This is a genomic window from Lactobacillus sp. JM1, from assembly GCF_009834385.1.
Lineage (GTDB): Bacteria > Bacillota > Bacilli > Lactobacillales > Lactobacillaceae > Lactobacillus > Lactobacillus paragasseri.
The window spans coordinates 1,279,331-1,296,648 of the sequence record NZ_CP044412.1 but is presented as its reverse complement, the minus strand read 5'-3'; the positions used below and the strand labels follow the sequence as shown (position 1 = coordinate 1,296,648).

Annotated in this window: 17 protein-coding genes and 2 tRNA genes; 17 read left to right on the top strand and 2 right to left on the bottom strand. The window is 34.2% G+C overall.

The window, feature by feature from the left end:
* The first annotated feature begins 18 nt into the window (after positions 1-18).
* The 3 genes from F3I00_RS06635 to F3I00_RS06625 are packed head-to-tail and all read left to right on the top strand — an operon-like array spanning position 19 to position 2,576.
* Entirely contained in the window at positions 19-411 is a 393-nt protein-coding gene (locus F3I00_RS06635) for an SdpI family protein (protein WP_020807194.1), read from the top strand.
* A complete protein-coding gene (locus F3I00_RS06630; protein ID WP_003648549.1) occupies positions 411-1,121 on the top strand; it encodes a response regulator transcription factor in 711 nt (236 codons plus the stop codon). The genes F3I00_RS06635 and F3I00_RS06630 overlap by 1 nt, the downstream gene beginning before the upstream one ends.
* Positions 1,122-1,124: 3 nt before the next feature.
* The gene (locus tag F3I00_RS06625) at positions 1,125-2,576 is read left to right on the top strand and encodes a HAMP domain-containing sensor histidine kinase (protein WP_020807193.1); all 1,452 of its coding nucleotides are present in this window, start codon (positions 1,125-1,127) and stop codon (positions 2,574-2,576) included.
* A 127-nt stretch (positions 2,577-2,703) separates the two neighbouring features.
* Here F3I00_RS06625 and F3I00_RS06620 read toward each other — a convergent pair whose 3' ends face one another.
* Positions 2,704-4,896: an LTA synthase family protein gene (locus F3I00_RS06620; protein WP_020807192.1), complete on the bottom strand. Its 2,193-nt coding sequence runs from the start codon at positions 4,894-4,896 to the stop codon at positions 2,704-2,706.
* 159 nt (positions 4,897-5,055) lie between these two features.
* On the opposite strand from F3I00_RS06620, the gene F3I00_RS06615 reads away from it, so the two are divergent.
* The 7 genes from F3I00_RS06615 to F3I00_RS06585 all read left to right on the top strand — a co-directional run bounded on the left by F3I00_RS06615 (position 5,056) and on the right by F3I00_RS06585 (position 10,406).
* The gene (locus F3I00_RS06615) at positions 5,056-5,658 is read left to right on the top strand and encodes a VanZ family protein (protein WP_003648552.1); all 603 of its coding nucleotides are present in this window, start codon (positions 5,056-5,058) and stop codon (positions 5,656-5,658) included.
* A gap of 82 nt (positions 5,659-5,740) precedes the next feature.
* Positions 5,741-7,084 carry a glucose-6-phosphate isomerase gene (locus F3I00_RS06610; RefSeq protein ID WP_020807191.1) on the top strand — a complete coding sequence of 448 codons (1,344 nt, stop codon included), beginning with the start codon at positions 5,741-5,743 and terminating at the stop codon, positions 7,082-7,084.
* A gap of 104 nt (positions 7,085-7,188) precedes the next feature.
* Positions 7,189-8,571, top strand: a complete 1,383-nt coding sequence (locus tag F3I00_RS06605) for a DHA2 family efflux MFS transporter permease subunit (protein WP_024273072.1) — start codon at positions 7,189-7,191, stop codon at positions 8,569-8,571.
* A gap of 18 nt (positions 8,572-8,589) precedes the next feature.
* Positions 8,590-9,030 carry a hypothetical protein gene (locus F3I00_RS06600; RefSeq protein WP_020807189.1) on the top strand — a complete coding sequence of 147 codons (441 nt, stop codon included), beginning with the start codon at positions 8,590-8,592 and terminating at the stop codon, positions 9,028-9,030.
* Between the two features lie 149 nt (positions 9,031-9,179).
* Positions 9,180-9,251 (top strand) — tRNA-Glu (locus F3I00_RS06595).
* A gap of 6 nt (positions 9,252-9,257) precedes the next feature.
* Positions 9,258-9,330 (top strand) — tRNA-Gln (locus tag F3I00_RS06590).
* 56 nt (positions 9,331-9,386) lie between these two features.
* Positions 9,387-10,406, top strand: a complete 1,020-nt coding sequence (locus F3I00_RS06585; protein WP_020807188.1) for a serine hydrolase — start codon at positions 9,387-9,389, stop codon at positions 10,404-10,406.
* A gap of 40 nt (positions 10,407-10,446) precedes the next feature.
* Here F3I00_RS06585 and F3I00_RS06580 read toward each other — a convergent pair whose 3' ends face one another.
* The gene (locus F3I00_RS06580) at positions 10,447-11,799 is read right to left on the bottom strand and encodes a Mur ligase family protein (RefSeq protein WP_020807187.1); all 1,353 of its coding nucleotides are present in this window, start codon (positions 11,797-11,799) and stop codon (positions 10,447-10,449) included.
* Between the two features lie 158 nt (positions 11,800-11,957).
* On the opposite strand from F3I00_RS06580, the gene F3I00_RS06575 reads away from it, so the two are divergent.
* The 7 genes from F3I00_RS06575 to atpE all read left to right on the top strand — a co-directional run bounded on the left by F3I00_RS06575 (position 11,958) and on the right by atpE (position 17,277).
* A complete protein-coding gene (locus tag F3I00_RS06575; RefSeq protein WP_003648558.1) occupies positions 11,958-12,557 on the top strand; it encodes a thymidine kinase in 600 nt (199 codons plus the stop codon).
* A 21-nt stretch (positions 12,558-12,578) separates the two neighbouring features.
* Entirely contained in the window at positions 12,579-13,667 is a 1,089-nt protein-coding gene (prfA, locus tag F3I00_RS06570; protein WP_159311035.1) for a peptide chain release factor 1, read from the top strand.
* Positions 13,660-14,502, top strand: a complete 843-nt coding sequence (gene prmC, locus F3I00_RS06565) for a peptide chain release factor N(5)-glutamine methyltransferase (protein WP_020807185.1) — start codon at positions 13,660-13,662, stop codon at positions 14,500-14,502. The genes prfA and prmC overlap by 8 nt, the downstream gene beginning before the upstream one ends.
* Positions 14,502-15,494, top strand: a complete 993-nt coding sequence (locus tag F3I00_RS06560; RefSeq protein WP_020807184.1) for an L-threonylcarbamoyladenylate synthase — start codon at positions 14,502-14,504, stop codon at positions 15,492-15,494. Before prmC ends, F3I00_RS06560 begins: the two co-directional genes overlap by 1 nt.
* A 113-nt stretch (positions 15,495-15,607) precedes the next feature.
* Complete coding sequence (gene upp, locus F3I00_RS06555; protein WP_003647066.1) at positions 15,608-16,237, top strand: uracil phosphoribosyltransferase; 630 nt, start codon at positions 15,608-15,610, stop codon at positions 16,235-16,237.
* Between the two features lie 91 nt (positions 16,238-16,328).
* Positions 16,329-17,045 (top strand): F0F1 ATP synthase subunit A, encoded by a 717-nt coding sequence (gene atpB, locus F3I00_RS06550; RefSeq protein WP_003648562.1) that lies wholly within the window; start codon positions 16,329-16,331, stop codon positions 17,043-17,045.
* A gap of 19 nt (positions 17,046-17,064) precedes the next feature.
* Positions 17,065-17,277 carry a F0F1 ATP synthase subunit C gene (atpE, locus tag F3I00_RS06545; RefSeq protein ID WP_003648563.1) on the top strand — a complete coding sequence of 71 codons (213 nt, stop codon included), beginning with the start codon at positions 17,065-17,067 and terminating at the stop codon, positions 17,275-17,277.
* Positions 17,278-17,318 lie beyond the last annotated feature (41 nt).

The window sequence follows — 17,318 nt, the reverse complement described above, 5'->3', positions numbered from 1 at the left end:
GTGAATGGAGTTGGTCAAATGATATATATTGGTTGCGGGGTAATAATGTTTGTAATCGGAGTCATTTGGCTGATCGCTCCTTCACCTAATCCGAATCAAGTTTATGGATATATGTCATATTTGGCTTCAGTTAATGAGGCAAGTTACAAGTATGCTCAAAAAGTTGCACGAAATTATTTTATGCTTTTTGGTTTAATTCAATTTTTATTAGGATTAGGAATCCATTTATTACGCTGGGATCGCTATTTCTTAATCTGGTTGCTTACTTTTTATTTGTTTATTTTGGCTCCGATAATCTTAACTGAAAAGAAATTGCAGGCTTTTTTACGTGCCCGGCATGAATTACCACATGATTATATTGAACCAGATAAAATTAAACATACTAGAGTAAAAGGATTTAAGGATAAATAATGCTAAAGATATTAATGGTTGAAGATGACAATTCTGTTGCAGAAATGATGAAGATGTTCTTCAGTAAAGAACAATGGGAAGTAGATATAGCAAAAGATGGTGTAGAAGCTGTTGAGATGTTTAAGGCGCATCCAGATTCTTATGACATTGTAACGTTAGATCTTAACTTGCCTAAGAAGGATGGAATGGAAGTAGCTAAAGAAATTAGGGCTATTTCTCTTTCAATTCCAATCATTATGTTAACGGCACGTGACTCAGAAACTGATCAAATTTTGGGACTGGGCATTGGTGCAGATGAATATGTTACTAAACCATTCAGTCCATTAGCATTGATTGCTCGCATTAAAGCTTTATATCGAAGAAGTCATATAGAAAAAGATATGCATGCTTCTAATGGTTTAAAGTACGATGTAATTACTAAGCATTTAAAGATTTCAAAAGATCGAAGAGAAGTGCGCTTTGATGATAATATTGTTGAAGGTTTAACCCCGAAGGAATTTGATTTACTTTATACTATGGCTCAAAAGCCAAAACAAGTTTTTTCTAGAGATAAGCTTTTAGAATTAGTTTGGGGATATGAATTCTTCGGTGAAGAAAGAACTGTTGACGCTCATATCAAAAAATTACGGCAAAAATTAGAGAAAGCTGGTCCTCAAGTGGTGCAAACAGTTTGGGGCGTGGGTTATAAGTTTGACGATTCTGAGGTATAGAAATTGAAACTATTCTACCAAGAAATGTTGGGTTTTCTGCTGGTAATTATTACCAGTATTGTAATTATCGGCTCATCCACAATTCACTTTGCCACCATTCAGGCATATTCTCAAAGCTATTCACGTTTAGAGGGGTATGGAACCTCAATTGGAAAATTGGCTTTAGCTAAAGATAATCCTAGACATGAATTAGATGCAAAATTTTTAAAGAATTTACAGGTAGTAATGGAAGGCGAAGATGTAAATCTTCGCATTTTTAATAATAAAAATAGGCAAGTTTATCCTGAAACTACAATGAACTGGGCTTTGCCGCAGAAATTGTTTAAGCAATTGAAGAATGGAAAAACTATTCGAATTAGAAATGATCATGAAGATGGACGTGTGACGTCTTTTTCTAATAAGGATGCTTATACCAGTGTAATTGTTCCTTGGCGTAGCAAAGGAAAACTGGTTGGAGTTATTTGGATTGGTTCACGTGTACAGAATGTCGAACAGATGATTGTACGTGAAAAACATAATCTAATTACAGCCTTGCTTAGTTCTCTGGTAATTGGTGGTCTAATTAGCTTTATATTGTCATATTATATTTCTAGAAAAATCAAACTTTTATCAAATGCTACTAAAAAAGTCGCTCAAGGTGACTTTAATGTGCATTTGAAACATAAAGATACTGATGAAATTGATGACTTGGCACGTAATTTTAATATTATGGTTAATGCGTTAAAAGAGTCAAATGATGAAATCAAGGCACAAGAGAAAAGACGAGAGCAATTTATGGCTGACGCTGCCCATGAAATGAGGACGCCTTTAACTACAATTAATGGATTACTTGAGGGTTTTGAATATGATGCTATTCCTGAAGAGGCAAAGCCTAAGTCAATTGCTTTGATGCATAGTGAAACTAAACGACTAATTAGGTTAGTAAATGAAAACTTAGATTACGAAAAAATCAGAAATAATAAAATTAGTCTAATTCAATCTCGATTCAATGCTACTGAAGTCTTAACGAACTTACTAACTCAGATGAAACAAAAAGCTATTCAAAAAAATGATAAGTTGATTCTTAATTGTCCACCTGAAGTTGAGGTTTATGCAGATAAAGACAGATTTACGCAGATAATGGTCAATTTAGTTCAAAATGCTTTGCAATTTACTGAAAATGGAAAAATCAAAATCTCTGCTTGGAGAATAAAACATGGAGCCCAGTTTGAAATCGCAGATACTGGTATTGGCATGAATCAAAAGCAGATGAAGTATATTTTTGAAAGATTTTATAAGGCTGATCCATCTAGAGCTAAAATTGGGTCTGGAGAATCAGGTTTAGGGCTTTCTATTGTTTTATCGCTTATTAAGCAACATGGCGGTAAGATTGATGTAGATTCAGAACCAGGCAAGGGAGCAAAATTTACTGTGACTTTGTATGATAAGGGTTATAAAGAATTTATTAAAGATTAAAGAGTGGCAAAGGCAAATCTTATTTTTAACAAATTTCAGATCTTAACTTAAAACAAAATCCTACTAAATCAATGTTAGATTTAGTAGGATTTTTCATTTCTTGAGTTTTTCTCAGAAACTTTTTGACTTATTTTTCAGGATTATCTTTTTTAGGAGCATTGTCCTGATGGTTTTTGTCTTTGTCGCTTGTAGCAGACTGAATATTCTCAGGAACCTTGTTGATTTCGTCTTTATCAATTTCAGAAGCATCTGTGCTGTAAAGATCGGTAGTTGTGCCTTTATGCTGAGAATATAGAGACGTAGATTTGTTACCAAGTTGTTTTCGTAATGTCAGCATTTTTTGATAATTGACTTTATAGTCAAACTCATTTGGATTTGTCGGAATAAAGCCAGCAGGAGTGTAGAATCGTAAAAGATTATGATTATTCAATAAATCTGAATAGTGTAGTGAAGTGCGTCCATAGCTAGCTAATTTATTGATTTCTTCTTTTTGCTTTTTATTAAATTTGGTAATTTTTTCTCCAGTTTGCTGGTTGTAAACTGTTCCTTTGGTTCCTTTACCGCCGATAATTACGTACTTAGGAGTAATTATCGTGCCGTTTCTAAAGACAACGACTTGACGATATTGTTTAGAAAATAGGTCTTGTCCAAATTGAATATAATTCTTATTTAAAATTCCTAAAAGGTGCAGTAAGGTTGGAAGTACATCAATTTCACCACTAATTTTATTATCTACTTTACCTTTGATTCCATCCATATGTATCATGAATGGAACCTTTTGAAGTTCAGCAGTATCATAGGATGTCCAATTGTTGAAGTCTTTGCCTAGAACAGGTGCTAAAGCAGATAGTTCGTCGTCTGAACTACCCACACCATAATGGTCACCATAGAGAATGACTATTGTATTTTTATCAAGACCACTCTTTTTTAGATAATCAAAAAATTCTTTGACTGATTGATCAAGATAATGGGCTGTTTCGAAGTAGTTATTGATTGTTGTATTTGAAGTATCAGTAGTAGTAAAGTTATTGTCTTTATCTTCTGGGTCTAATTGGAATGGGATGTGATTAGTAACAGTTAAATATTTAACATAAAAAGGTTGCTGCATTTGTTCAAGATATTTGATACTTTCACCAAATAATAACTTATCTTTTAGTCCATATCCAATTTTGTCATTTTTCTTTTGTGAAAAGTAGTTTGCATCAAAGAAGTAATTATAGCCAAGATTCTTATATACTTCATTTCGATTCCAAAATGTTCCAGTATTACCATGAAAAACAGCTGAAGTGTAGCCAGTTTGACGAAGAATTTGCGGAGCACCTTGAAATGTATTTTCAGACCCTAGGGAAGAGAATAATGAACCGTCTGAAATACCGTATGTTCCAGTCTCAAGCATGTTCTCAGCGTCACTAGTTCTGCCTAAGCCTACTTGATGATAGAAGTTGCTAAAACTAACTGTATCTTTACTATGATAAAGCGAGTTGAGAAATGGCGTGACCTCTTGACCGTTAACTTTTAAGCCAATTAGAAATTGCTGGAAACTTTCGAGGTGTAAGACAATGACGTTTTTACCTTTAGCTTTTCCAAAATATTCTGGATTAGCTTTAGCGTAATGTTTTTTAGTGAAAGCTAATACTTGATTAATATCTTCGGCATTAGCATTTTTCTTAACTTGGTTTGACTGTGCGCTTTTTAAAAGATCGTATACTGAATAAGTATCAATTCCTAAGTATTTAACTACATAGGAGCGATCAAAAGTGTTTCTTAACAGACGTGGACGTGAAGTTTCAGCTAAAAACATATTCAAAGTTAGCATGAAAACCCCAAATGATGAAACTGCAAATGGTCGCTTAAAGCCGTATTTACGTGGATCAATTTTGATAACCTTTATAATTAATAAGATAATAATTATTATAAGATCAAGCCAGAGAAGGATATCGCTGGGATGCAGTAGAGCAACAGTACTTTTACCTAGCCCTTGTGATACTTTACCGGTATTTTGGATAGTTTTACTGGTTAAAAAATCTGAGAATTGACGATAATAAATTACATTTGCAAAGAGCAAAATTGTATTTATTGTATCTAAAACCAGCATAGCAATGTATGAAATTAGTGGTTTAGAAAAATAAAGTCCTAAGCTCAAGATAATGATACATGTACCAAGTGGAGTTAACCAAACAATAAAATGCTGGTATGGATCACTTAAACCAAGCTTAAAATCAAAATAAGCCGCATACATATATTTTGCCCAAAAGCAAAGTGTAAGGATTGTTAAGAATCCAATTCTAGTTTGCCAAAAATTACGTTTTATTTTATTCACGCTTCACTACTCCTTTTAATAAGGAATATTTTACTGGTAATTTTAAAAAACGACAAACTTTTGTTAAAGGTTTGCGATTTTTTAATATTTTAGAAAAAAATGTCTTTCATAGAGAGCTTTACGTTATAATTAAGCCAAAATTACGGAGTCGGTTAGGTTATGCTTTTTTTACAACCCTTATATGAATATATCTATCATCATTATGCAGCACATATTAATCATTTTGCTCTAATTAAGCTAATTTTGTATAGCTTAGATAAGACAATTTTTTATTTTATTATCTTTGCAATTATTCGTTTATGTTGGCTATTATTTATAAGACATCGAAGAACATTAAAATCAGAAGCATGCGTTTGGATTTTTAGCTTTTATGTCATTTTATTATTAATGCTTACGGTATTTAGAGATACATATTTTCCATGGCAATTAACCTTTAATTTTCATCGCAATTTAAGTGATATTAATCTAGTGTTTATGAAAGAAACGCTTAAGCTGACCCAGGGAGAGAGTATGCTTGATTTTTTCTATAATTCGCTTGGAAATATTTTATGGTTCGTTCCATTTGGTTTATTATTTCCAACAGTTATTCAGAAAAAAAATATGCTTTTAACGATTTTTTCCGGTGGTTGTCTTTCAGTTTGTATTGAAGGATTACAATTTGTTCTTGAAACTGGTGTAAGTGATATAGACGATGTCTTTTTTAATGTTTGCGGTACGATAATTGGTTTTATAATATATCGAATTATTTATCGATTCTTATAATAAAAACTCTAGTTTTATGAAGAAGTAACTGCTAAAATAAGGTTTGTACGTGAAAAAAGTTACAAAAAAGGAAGTTTAAATAATGAGTAAAGTTGTTCACTTTGATGCAAGTAAATTAACTCCGTTTGTTCATGAAAATGAATTAAAGGAAATGCAAGCAATGGTAACTGCTGCAGATCAAGAATTACGCGAAGGTACTGGCGCAGGTAGTGACTTCCGTGGTTGGATTGATTTACCAATTAATTACGATAAAGACGAATTTGACCGTATTAAAAAAGCAGCTAAGAAGATTCAAAATGATTCTGAAGTTTTAGTTGGTATTGGTATCGGTGGTTCTTACCTTGGTGCCCAAGCTTCAATTGAATTTTTAAATAGTTCTTTTTATGGCAGAGAAAAGGAAAAGTATCCAACTGTTGTATTTTGTGGTAACTCTCTTTCAGGTTCATACCTCTATGACTTACTTAAATGGTTAGGAGACAAGGACTTTTCAATCAATATTATTTCTAAGTCTGGTACTACTACTGAACCTTCAATTGCTTTCCGTGTCTTGAAGGATAAGTTAATCAAGAAGTATGGTAAAGAAGAAGCTGCTAAGAGAATTTATGCAACTACTGACCGTGCTAAGGGTGCGTTAAAGACTGAAGCTGATGCAGAAGGCTACGAAGAATTTGTAGTTCCAGATGATATTGGTGGTCGTTTCTCAGTATTATCAGCTGTTGGTTTACTTCCAATTGCTGTAGCTGGTGGAGATATTGATGCAATGATGAAGGGTGCTGCAGATGCACGTGCTGCATACACTGATCCAGATGTATCAGAAGATAATCCTTACCAGTATGCTGCTCTTCGTAACATTCTTTATCGTAAGGGTTATACTACTGAATTACTTGAAAACTATGAACCATCATTAAGAATGTTTGGTGAATGGTGGAAGCAATTAATGGGTGAGTCAGAAGGCAAGGATCAAAAGGGCATTTACCCATCTAGCGCTAACTTCACTACTGATCTTCACTCACTTGGTCAATATATCCAAGAAGGTCGTCGTAATTTAATGGAAACTGTTATTCGTGTCGAAAATCCAGAACATGATGTAACTATTCCAGACGATAAAGAAAACTTAGATCAATTGAACTTCTTGTCAGGTAAGACTATGAACTACGTAAATGATCGTGCATATGAAGGTGTAGTTTTAGCTCATACTGATGGTGGAGTACCAGTTATGACTGTTGATATTGAAAATCAATCAGCTCACACTTTAGGTTACTTAATTTACTGGTTCGAATTAGCTGTAGGTATTTCAGGTTACTTGAACGGTATTAACCCATTTAACCAACCAGGTGTTGAAAGTTACAAGAGAAACATGTTTGGTCTTTTGAACAAGCCTGGTTATGAAGACTTACATGATGATTTGACTAAACGTTTAAAATAAATCTACTTAGCATATTTTGATAGTATGCGGATTAATATAACTATAATTAATAGTTAAAGAAAGGGTAGAGGCGATTGCCTCCACTCTTTTTTATTGGAGAAAAAATGAAAGTACAAACTAAAAATACACTTGCAGTTTTGGCAACAGCATTCATGTCTTTTGTTGGAATTTTAACTGAAACTAGTTTAAATGTAACTTTTCCTGCTATGATGAAGCAATTCCAAGTTTCATTGGACACTATTCAATGGATTACAACTGGCTATTTGCTGATGATTGCGATTATTATGATTAGCTCTTCTTATCAAAATGAACGATTTACAGCAAGACAATTGTTCATTTCATCAGCAGTTGCCTTTATAACTGGAAGCATGATTTCTGCTTTTGCATCAAGTTTCTACATTTTGCTTTTAGGAAGATTAATTTCAGCTCTGGGAGTAGGTCTATGCACTCCGATGATGTTTAATTTAATCGTGGAGGTAATGCCTAGGCAAAGCTGGGGATTTTACATGGGAATTGCTGGTTTAGTAATTGCAATGGCACCGACTTTAGGTCCTACATTTGGAGGCAGTGTTTCGTATTATCTTAATTGGCGCTGGATTTTCATTATTGCTGCAATTTTTGCCCTCTTTGTCTTTATTTCCGGTATTTTTGTAATTGGAAGTTATCATCCGGTTCAAAAGAAGTCATTTAACTGGCTAGCTTATATATTTTTAAGTCTTAGTTTAGTAAGCTTAGTTATTGGTGTAAATCAATTAAGTAAAGGATTACAAAACTGGCGTCTTTGGGGACTATTAATCTTAACGGTTGTTTTGTTCATTTTATTTGTTACAATTTCAAAAAGATCTACTCGAAAGTTGCTTGACTTGAAAGTTTTTGAAGATAAAGCTTTCGTTTTTGGGGCATTTGCGTACTTTTTGCTTCAATTTATCAATATTGGTGTAAGTTTTGTATTACCCAATTATATTCAAATTGTTAACAAACAAAGCTCTTTAATCGGTGGTCTGGTTTTACTTCCAGGAAGTATTATTGCTGGACTTTTAAATCCGTATTTTGGCCGTTTATATGATCGCTTAGGTGCAAGAGTGCCATTATATGGTGGAGCTTTTTTAATGGCATTAGGGAGCTTCTTATTGGCTAATTGGGGACTAAACTTAAATACCTGGATGATTATCTGCTTTTATGGAATTTTGATGTTAGGACATCGAATGTCGTTCAGTAATACAATGGCCCAAAGCTTGAAAATAGTAGATAATAACCTTAAGTCAGACGCAACTGCTGTTTGTCAGACAGCGCAACAACTAGCTGGTTCAATGGGAACAGCAATTTTAGCAGCAATTATAGCTATTTTTCAGAATAAGCATACAGCAAAATACACTACTTTGACTGCTCAGGGAAGTATGGCAGCATTTTATTTCACTTTTGGCCTTGGAATTTTGATTTTAATATGTGATTGGATTATGTTTAAGCTGAGTAAAGAAAATAAGTAAAAGAAAGTGTAATTAATAATGAACAAGAATTTCTTGGCGGTAGAAAAAGATATCCATGGTTTTGCTCAAGAGCTTTATTTTAGAAATGAGGTTGCAATTGATCTAGTAGAAAAGGATGAACAGAAGGATTTACTGCATTTTGATAGAAAAGATGTTGCAAAATTGCAAGAAATTACCAGTGTTTTGCAAGATTTTTGTCAACCGCAGATTCGTGCAATTTTACAAGTCAGTGAAAATACAAAAGATGTGAAAAACGATTTTAAATTGATTCAAAATCAAGCGCATCAACTAATCCAGAACTTTTCTAACTTAGAGAAATTAGTTACTTATTCAGAAACAAAAGCTAAGAAAAAAAGTAAAAATTTAAGTAAACAGTGGCTAGAATTAAAACAAAATCTGCTGAAAATGGACATTAATCGAATTAAAGAGATTGAGAAAAGTAGTAAAACTATGTCATAAAGTAGGATAATAAGTGATATAATTGAAAAGCTGCATCATGGTGAGTAAGACGTGATGCAGCTTTTTTCATTTAAAATTACTTTTTAAGAAAAATTATTATGAAACTTGACAGATTTACGATATTCAATTATATTTACATATGTTGAATTTGCCCGTTGGTCAAATGGTTAAGACGCCACCCTCTCAAGGTGGAGTTACGAGTTCAATTCTCGTACGGGTGATAATACTGAGATATAGCCAAATTGGTAAGGCACAGGATTCTGGTTCCTGGATGTTTCGGTTCGAGCCCGAATATCTCAATATGTTACCGTCAGATCGTTGATCTGGCGGTTTTATTTTATAATCCAGGTGGTAGGATGATAGAATTTTTTAAGACTCAGCATTTAATTGAAAGTATGGTTAGTGAACGCATTGTACCAGGGGTAAACTACGCATTTATTAAGAAAAAACAGGTGTTTACATCAACAGTAGGTTTTGCTAGTTTGATGCCTGAGATTGAACAACTTAGTCCATTTGCACTTTATGATTTAGCAAGTTTAACTAAGGTGTTAGGGACTACTAATGTTTTCTTAAAATTAAAAGAAGAGGGTAAACTTAATTTTACTGAGCCACTTCAAGAATTTATTCCTGAATTTAAAGATGATCGTATTCGCCTTAGTCATTTATTGACGCATACTAGTGGAATTCGTGGTTGGATTCCTAATCGAGATGAACTAGCAGCTCCTGATTTACTAAAAGCAATTATCAGCTTACCAGTTACTGATGAATTTGAAACGAAAATGCGGTATGCAGATACCAATTTTATTTTATTGGGATTGGTACTTGAAAAAATATATGGCTTACCTGTCCAAGATGTAATTATGCAGGAGATTATTTTACCAGCTAAGCTGAAGGAAACAACATTTCATCCAAAAGCATCTGATTGTGTGCCTACCGCTTATACTGAACAAGGTGAGTTACTGCAAGGAATTGTACATGATCCTAAAGCACGTGTACTAGGTAAGGATTGTGGGTCAGCTGGCTTATTTTCAAACTTAGAAGATCTAATAAAAATGACGCAGGCTTATTTAGGACTACGTCATGATATTCTAGCTTTAAAGCAGGATACATTAGCTAACTTATTTCAAATTGAAACACCTAAAAACGTACATCCTCGTTCTTGGGGATGGGATTTACGCTTTGATCCAGTTGATCAGCATCCACTTATTTATCACACAGGTTTTACTGGTACTTTTATCTTAATTGATCGCCTTAATCAAACTGCGATGGTTGTCTTAACTAATCGAATCCATCCTAGTGGACATAATCATGTCTTTCTAGCGATGAGAGAAAAGATAGTTGATACCTTTCTAAAAGAAAATATTTATAAAGGCTAATAAAAGGCCACTGTCATAAGCGACAGTGGCCTTTTATGTGTTACATACCTGCTTTAATAATTTTCTTTTCACCCATAGTTTTACGAAGTGAAAGCATAGCAGTGTATGTAGCCAGAATATATACTTTTTTAGTTGGTAATTTTGAAATTTCATCTAATAAAGCATCATTATTGGTAGCTGTGGTCATTAGACCCGGATTAAATCCAGCAACCTCTAATCTAAAGCCCATATCATGCCAGCGTTTCCCACCAACTAATACTTTTTTGATTTTATCTTTGTTGAGGCCTTCATAGTCTGCGTCCCAAATCCAAGAGGTATCAATTCCGTCTGCATGGTTTGCATTCAAAAGAGCAACTAAAGAATAGTTATCTTTCTCAGTGTTGAGCATATGAAGAACTTCATCAAGGCCAACAGGATTTTTGACTAAGATTAAGTCGATTTCTTTGCCGGCATAATTAATTAATTCTTGGCGACCAAAAATTCGCTTGTTTTCAGCAAAACTTTGAGCAACTTCTTCCTCGCTTAAATCAAACTCACGCGCAACAGAATAAGCTGCTAAAGCATTGTAGATGTTATAAGTTCCTCCGATGCCAATACTGTATTCTTTTTCACCCATTTTGAATTTTAAACTATTTGGAGTTTGATTAATAATTTGATTTACACTATAAGTTAATTCTGGTCTATGATAACCACAATTAGGGCAGAAGAAATCTCCTAAATTTGCGTAAATTCGTTCATGATAATGTAAAATATGATCACATTTTGGACATAACACACCATCAGTATTTACTGGAGCTTTAAAGTCATTTTCATCTTTATCATCTGGTAGCTTAAATCCATAAAATACTTTTTTATTTGGAAGCTCAACTGAAGAGAAGATACTTGCATCCCCGTTAGCAATAATTGTAGCATTTGGGGCTAATTTAATTCCGTCAACAATTTTTTGGTAAGTAGTATAAATTTCACCATAACGGTCCATTTGATCACGAAAAATATTTGTCAAAACAAATACGCTAGGATGAAGTAACTTAGTTACCATTTTGACGTTTGCTTCATCAACTTCTAGTACAGCAATTTTCTTTTTGGCTTTCTTATTTTTATGAGCTAAAAATGCTGTAACGATTCCTTGTTGCATGTTTGAGCCGGATGGATTGGTTAAAATATCGCCATATTTTTTCTTTAATGCTTCTACAATCAAAGCAGTTGTCATTGTTTTACCATTAGTTCCAGTAACAATGATCGTTTCATAGCCTTTTGCTAATGAATTTAATACTTCAGGATCAATTTTCATGGCAAATTTTCCAGGAAAACTCGTCCCGCCCTTTAATACATTATGAAGAAACCAGTAAGATGATTTACCGGCTACCTTAGCGATGCCTGATTTTAAATTCATATTCTTATCCCTCACTTTAAAACTAAATTTTACTATAGCATATCAATAAAATGAAAACGACCTTTTTATTTTTACCTGCACGATTTTTAAATTTACTTTATACTAATTAGGATAATACTAGTGAAAGTACATAAACTTGATAATGGAGGAATTTTGCAGTGGCGCAATTGTTTTTTCGCTATGGTGCAATGAGTAGTGGTAAGTCAATTGAAATACTAAAGGTTGCCCATAATTATGAGGCGCAAGGTCGGAAAATTGCCTTGATGACGAGTAGTGTGGATGATAGGAGCGGTGTTGGTACAGTTGCTTCTAGAATTGGCCTGCACCGTAAGGCTGAGCCGATTAGTGAAGATTTGAATTTGTTTGATTATGTTTCAAAAATGAATAAGAATGATGTTGAGTCTGGTAATGGGACTGTAGCTTGTGTTTTAATTGACGAGGCGCAGTTTTTAAAGAAACATCATGTTTTAGAATGTGCAAAAATTGTTGATGAATTAAAGATTCCCGTTATGGCATTTGGCTTAAAGAATGATTTTCAAAATCATTTATTTGAAGGCAGTGAAAACTTATTGATTTTTGCTGATAAAATAGAAGAAATGAAGACCATTTGTCACTATTGCGGTCATAAGGCTACAATGAATTTACGAATTAATTCTGGAAAACCTGTTTATGAGGGTGAACAAGTTCAAATTGGCGGAGATGAGTCTTATTATCCCGTGTGTCGTTTTCACTATTTTCATCCCGATAAACAAAGATAAAAGTAAGGAAGGATAATAAAAATGGATAAAGTGATGGCCCAATTAGAAGGATTAGTTGCCCATTATGAAGAACTTCAAGAAATGATGGCCGATCCGGAAGTTATTAATGATACTAAGCGTTATATGGAAATTTCTAAAGAAGAAGCTGATATGCGCGAAGTCGTACAAAAGTATCGAAAATATAAGTCTGATATAAAAGAAATCGACGACAATAAAGAAATTATTTCAAGTGAATCTGATGATGATTTGGTTGAAATGGCTAAGGAAGAAAATTCTGAATTAGAAAAAGAAGTTGCTGAATTAGAAGATGAAATCAAGATTTTGATGCTTCGTAAAGATCCCAATGATGATAAAGATATCATTATGGAAATTAGAGGAGCTGCTGGTGGGGATGAAGCATCCTTATTTGCTGGTGACTTACTTAGAATGTATGAGAAATATGCTGAAACTCAAGGCTGGAAAGTATCTTTAATTGACTCAGAGCCAACTGAAGTAGGAGGCTATAAGCGCGTTGCTGTTATGATTACCGGTGATAAAGTTTACTCAAAATTAAAGTATGAAAATGGAGCTCACCGTGTTCAACGTGTACCTGTGACTGAATCTCAAGGCCGTGTTCACACTTCGACTGCGACAGTTGCAGTTATGCCGGAATATGAACAAGTAGATATTGATTTAGATCCTAAAGATATTCGTGTGGATGTTTATCGTTCATCTGGTGCCGGTGGTCAGCACATTAACAAAACTTCTAGTGCTGTTCGTATGACTCACCTTCCAACTGGAATTGTAGTTGCTATGCAAGATCAACGTAGTCAACAGCAAAACCGTGAAAAAGCGATGCAAATTTTAAAATCACGTGTTTATGATTATTATGAAAGTCAAAATCGTGATAAATATGATGCTAAAAGAAAAGATGCAGTGGGTACTGGAGACCGTTCAGAAAGAATTAGAACATATAATTATCCGCAAAATCGTGTAACTGATCACCGAATTGGCTTAACTTTGAACAAGCTAGACCGAGTAATGAACGGTGAACTTGATGAGATTATTAATGCCTTAGTTCTTTATTACCAGACCCAACAACTAGAAAAGATGGCTGAAGAAAATGCCTAAAAGTTTAAAGCAGATAAAAGAAGCTGTGTTAAAAGATAGTCCTGAACTTCGTTCAGATGACGTTGACTATGTCCTGGGCGAACGATTAGGCTATACACCTTCAGAATTTGCATTACATATAAATGATGAATTAAATCTAGATCAAGAAAAACAAGCATTGAAAGATATGAAAAAATTGCGTAGAGGAATATCTCCGCAATATATTTTGGGATATGCTTGGTTTTATGGTTATAAAATTTTGGTTAATCGCGGTGTTTTAATACCTAGATTTGAAACTGAAGAGCTTGTTAAGTGGGCTCTTGAAAATATTAAATCTGGTGAAAAAATTCTTGATTTAGGTACTGGTTCGGGAGCAATTATGGTTGCTTTAGTGAAGCAGGCTCAAGATCAAAAAATCGAAAATCTAATTCTATATGCTAGCGATATTACTGATGCTGCTTTACGTGAAAGCGAAGAAAACTTTTTAAAATATGACTTGGATGTTAAAACTCGTAAAGCTAATGTTTTAGTAGGTTTAGAAAAGTTTGATACTATTGTTTCTAACCCACCTTATATTAAAACTAGCGAAAAATATTTGATGGATGCAAATGTAATAAAAAATGAACCAGATACTGCATTATATGGTGGAGAAGATGGCTTGGATTTTTATCGAAAATTTGCTAAACAAATTCGTTCGCATTTGTATTCTCATGGGCAATTTTTTCTGGAATTTGGTTTTAGCGAAAAAGATCAATTAAAAGATTTGTTTGAAACAGAATTGCCAGACTTTAAAATTGAGTTTAGAAATGACTTAGCAGGTAAGCCAAGGATGGTTCACGGAAGGTGGAAGAAATAATGGAAACTAAGATTTTCAGCAAAAAACAAATTCCTGAAGCAGTTGAACTCTTGAAGAAAGGTGAATTGGTAGCCTTTCCAACTGAAACTGTGTACGGTCTTGGTGCTTTAGCAACTAATGAAAAAGCTGTTAAAGGAGTATATGCGGCTAAAGGACGTCCAAGTGATAATCCATTAATTGTCACTGTTTCTGATGAAAAAATGATGGAAAATTATGTTAATGAAGTACCAGAGCGAGCAAAGAAATTAATTAAGCATTTCTGGCCTGGTCCATTAACAATTATTCTTTTTGTTAAAGAAGGTACTTTACCGGATGCTGTAACAGGAGGACTCCCAACTGCTGCTTTTCGTTGCCCAGATGATGAAATGACCCATGACCTAATTAGTGAGCTAGGAAAGCCAATTGTAGGTCCGTCTGCCAATACTTCAACCAAGCCAAGTCCAACAACAGCAGAACATGTTTATCATGACTTAAAGGGGAAAATTGCTGGAATTATTGATAATGGACCAACGGAAATTGGTTTAGAGTCGACAATTGTTGATTTATCAGTAGAAACACCAACTGTTCTTCGCCCTGGAGAAATTACTCCTGAAGAAATTTCAAAAGTGCTTGGAGAGGAAGTTTTGATGAATAAGGGTACAACTCAAACTAAAGGTGTACCAAAGGCTCCAGGGATGAAATATCGTCATTATGCTCCTAGTGCTCCAGTATTTATCGTTGATAAAGAAGCAGACTTTTCAAAAATTAAATGGGATAAGGAAACTGGAGTAGCTGCTTTAGATGAAGTGCTTGATAAAATTGATAGTTCTAATAAATATAGTTTAGGTAAAACAATTGATAAGGCAGCGCACAACTTATTCGGTGCTCTCAGATACTTTGATAGCGAAAATAATATTAAGCGTATTTATGTGCAAGGTTTTGATCATGGAGCAATTAGTCCTGCATATATGAATCGCTTAAACAAAGCAGCTGCTGGACATCATTTTCATTAATATTAAAAGGCATGTATCAAAAACATGCCTTTTTTCGTACGATTTAAGAAACATTTATCTAATAATTTGTTAAAATAATGAACGAAGTATTATTTTTAAAATAGGAGGCCATTATGGGTAAGTTTACCGTTTTGAATCACCCGTTGATCCAACATAAGTTGACGATCATTCGTAAGAAGGATACAGGTACGAATGAATTTCGTCAAATTGTTGGTGAAATTGGTGGACTCATGGTGTATGAAATGACACGTGATTTGCCATTGAAGAATGTTGAGATTGAAACTCCAATTGGAAAGTCAACTCAAAAAGAATTAGCAGGTAAGAAATTGGTTATTGTACCAATTTTGCGTGCTGGTCTTGGAATGGTTGATGGTGTTCTTCAAATGATCCCATCTGCAAAAGTTGGACATATTGGTATGTATCGTGATGAAGAAACTTTAAAGCCACATGAATATTTCTTCAAGATGCCACCAGATATTGAAGAACGTGAATGTATTATTGTTGATCCAATGCTTGCAACAGGTGGATCCGCAAATATGGCTATTGGAGCATTAAAGAAGCGCGGTGCTAAAAACATTCGCTTAGCTGTTTTAGTAGCAGCTCCTGAAGGTGTAAAGGCCGTTCAAGAAGCAAATCCAGATGTTGACATCTATGCAGCAGCAGAAGATGAAAAATTGATGGATAACGGTTACATCTATCCAGGCCTAGGGGATGCAGGAGATAGATTGTTCGGAACTAAGTAATTTTACTCAAAAATCTTTTGAAATTGAAATTTTTGGGTGTTATCATTTTTAGTGTGTTTGAGGTATTCAGCACAAGAAGGGAGGTCACGAAGTGAATGAGAAATCTGTAGTCGTTAATGTATTCGGCTTGAATTTCAATGTAACTAACTGCTTAGGGGGAACGTTAGTCGCAATTGCGGTTTTCTTTCTTGTTTGGTATTTAGGACGCAATGTTTCTTTAAAACCTAATAAAAAGCAAAATTTGTTAGAGTATCTAATTGATTTTACAAATGGAATTGTTAAAGATAATGTTGCTGATGTAGATGCACAAAAACATCTATCTCTTTATGCCTTTACCCTATTTATGTTCATTTTCTTTATGAATCAGTTAGGTTTGTTCTTTGAGTTTTCAATTAATGACCATATCCTTGTCAAATCACCAACTGCCAACCCATTGATTACAATGACTATGGCTATGATGACATTGCTTTTGTCTTATAACTTTGGTGTTCAGAAGTTTGGTGCTAAAGGTTATTTTGCAAATTATGCAAAACCGGTTGGATTTTTACTTCCAATCAATATTATTGAGGAATTTACCAATTTCTTGACGTTATCACTACGTCTTTACGGTAATATTTATGCCGGTGAAGTTTTACTAACTTTAATCGGTGGACGTTTTGCAAAGAGTGCGGGTTGGTTTACCGTCATCGCTTCGGTTCCACTAACTTTAATCTGGCAAGGCTTCTCTGTCTTTATTGGCTCTATCCAGGCATATGTATTCGTAACTTTATCAATGGTGTACATTGGTAAGAAGGTTACTGAAGAATAATTTTACGGAGGTTTTTTCTATGAAATATTTAGCTGCCGCAATTGCCGCCGGTTTAGCTGCTTTAGCTGCTTCCTGGGGTAACGGAAAAGTTATTTCAAAAACTATTGAAGGTATCGCAAGACAACCAGAATCTGCTAACAACTTGAGATCAACTATGTTTATCGGTGTTGGTTTGATCGAAGCCGTTCCTATTTTGGCTATCGTTATTGGTTTCTTGATTCTATTCCTGTAATTTGCGTTTTAGAGATAAGATCGTAATTACGAGAAAGAAGG

Bases quoted from the DNA above. Each gene is read 5' to 3' on its own strand.
- F3I00_RS06635 (WP_020807194.1), top strand. From the start codon at position 19: ATGATATATATTGGTTGCGGGGTAATAATGTTTGTAATCGGAGTCATT.
- F3I00_RS06630 (WP_003648549.1), top strand. From the start codon at position 411: ATGCTAAAGATATTAATGGTTGAAGATGACAATTCTGTTGCAGAAATG.
- F3I00_RS06615 (WP_003648552.1), top strand. From the start codon at position 5,056: ATGCTTTTTTTACAACCCTTATATGAATATATCTATCATCATTATGCA.
- F3I00_RS06610 (WP_020807191.1), top strand. From the start codon at position 5,741: ATGAGTAAAGTTGTTCACTTTGATGCAAGTAAATTAACTCCGTTTGTT.
- F3I00_RS06605 (WP_024273072.1), top strand. From the start codon at position 7,189: ATGAAAGTACAAACTAAAAATACACTTGCAGTTTTGGCAACAGCATTC.
- F3I00_RS06600 (WP_020807189.1), top strand. From the start codon at position 8,590: ATGAACAAGAATTTCTTGGCGGTAGAAAAAGATATCCATGGTTTTGCT.
- F3I00_RS06585 (WP_020807188.1), top strand. From the start codon at position 9,387: ATGATAGAATTTTTTAAGACTCAGCATTTAATTGAAAGTATGGTTAGT.
- F3I00_RS06580 (WP_020807187.1), bottom strand. From the start codon at position 11,799: ATGAATTTAAAATCAGGCATCGCTAAGGTAGCCGGTAAATCATCTTAC.
- prfA (WP_159311035.1), top strand. From the start codon at position 12,579: ATGGATAAAGTGATGGCCCAATTAGAAGGATTAGTTGCCCATTATGAA.
- prmC (WP_020807185.1), top strand. From the start codon at position 13,660: ATGCCTAAAAGTTTAAAGCAGATAAAAGAAGCTGTGTTAAAAGATAGT.
- F3I00_RS06560 (WP_020807184.1), top strand. From the start codon at position 14,502: ATGGAAACTAAGATTTTCAGCAAAAAACAAATTCCTGAAGCAGTTGAA.
- upp (WP_003647066.1), top strand. From the start codon at position 15,608: ATGGGTAAGTTTACCGTTTTGAATCACCCGTTGATCCAACATAAGTTG.
- atpE (WP_003648563.1), top strand. From the start codon at position 17,065: ATGAAATATTTAGCTGCCGCAATTGCCGCCGGTTTAGCTGCTTTAGCT.